General features: G+C 48.1%; 1 pseudogene. It reads left to right on the forward strand.

The annotated features are described in order from the left end of the window. A pseudogene (locus R7Z77_RS24955) lies at positions 1-673 on the forward strand (ribonuclease E); the annotation flags it as partial. Positions 674-792 lie beyond the last annotated feature (119 nt).

The raw sequence follows: 792 nt of genomic DNA on the forward strand, positions 1-792 counted from the left end.
CGGTGTAGCATCTCCTGAGATGGCAATGGGTAAAGTGATGCCACGTTACATTCCAAAACCAGCGCCTAAGAAGGAAGAGCGAGTTCAGGAAGAAGCGGTTGTGGCAATTGCAACTGTACCTGCTATGCAAGGTGGTTTTGCTTGCCCTGAAATGGCAATGGGTAAAGTCATCATCCGTCGTGAGCAACCTGCGGTAGCTGAAGCACCTGTTGTTGAACCTAAAGTTCAAGAAACAGTAGAAGCTAAAGCTGAATCACCGATTGTTGAAGCTGTAGCGCCTGAAAAGGCAGAGCCAGTAGCGGTTGATCAAGCTCCTGTAGAGCCGATCGTTGAAGTGGCTGAAGCACCTGTTGCGGAAGCAACAACAGAAACAGTTGTTGAAGAAGCTCCGGTTCAAGAGCCAGTCGTTGCAGAAACTTTGGAAGAAGCAGCAACAGAAGTCGCCGTTGAAACTCCAGTAGCAGCGCCAGAGATGAAAGCTGAAGTTATCAACGTTGTTGCTAAGCCACGAGCTAGCGCACCAATGACAAAAGCACCTGGCCCTCAAGAACTACGTGAAATCGAAGTAGCCGCAGCGCCGTTTAAAGCTGAACGCTACCAAGCTAAAGGTGCTGGTAGCCAAGTGGCAACAAACCGCGCCTCTGCAGCAATGACAAAGCCAAACTTCAACTAAGTTTGAATACATTGCGATAGCCTGAAAGCTAGAATCAAAAGGCCACCGAAAGGTGGCCTTTTTTTGTTTGTTCTCGGTCTAGCGTAATTGGTCATATTAATATCAACGACGGATCACAT

This window comes from Vibrio sp. 1401, assembly GCF_033340295.1.